General features: G+C 44.9%; 1 pseudogene. It reads left to right on the forward strand.

Going from position 1 to position 392, the window contains the following annotated elements:
- A pseudogene (locus HC175_RS19990) lies at positions 1–392 on the forward strand (A/G-specific adenine glycosylase); the annotation flags it as partial.

Raw genomic sequence — 392 nt, forward strand, 5'->3', positions numbered from 1 at the left:
TTTCCTCGAACCCATGAGGAGCTGGTAAAATTAAAAGGGGTAGGCGATTATACTGCCAGTGCCATAGCTTCAGTATGTTTTGATGAGGCACAGGCGGCAGTCGACGGGAATGTTTTTAGAGTGCTGGCAAGGATCTTTGGGATAGATACTCCTACAAATTCTTCCGCCGGAATTAAAGAATTCCGGAACTTGGCGCAGAAACTGATTTCCCGTGACGACCCGGCTAATTTTAATCAGGCGCTCATTGAATTTGGGTCTGAACAATGCAAACCGCGAAATCCATTGTGCTCTACCTGTCCTTTTGCTTCGGAATGTGTTGCTTTTAATCAGAACAGGATCTCGCAACTTCCGGTGAAGCTTAAAAAGCTGAAGGTCCAAAAAAGGCATTTTAA

It is taken from the genome of Salinimicrobium oceani (assembly GCF_012037645.1).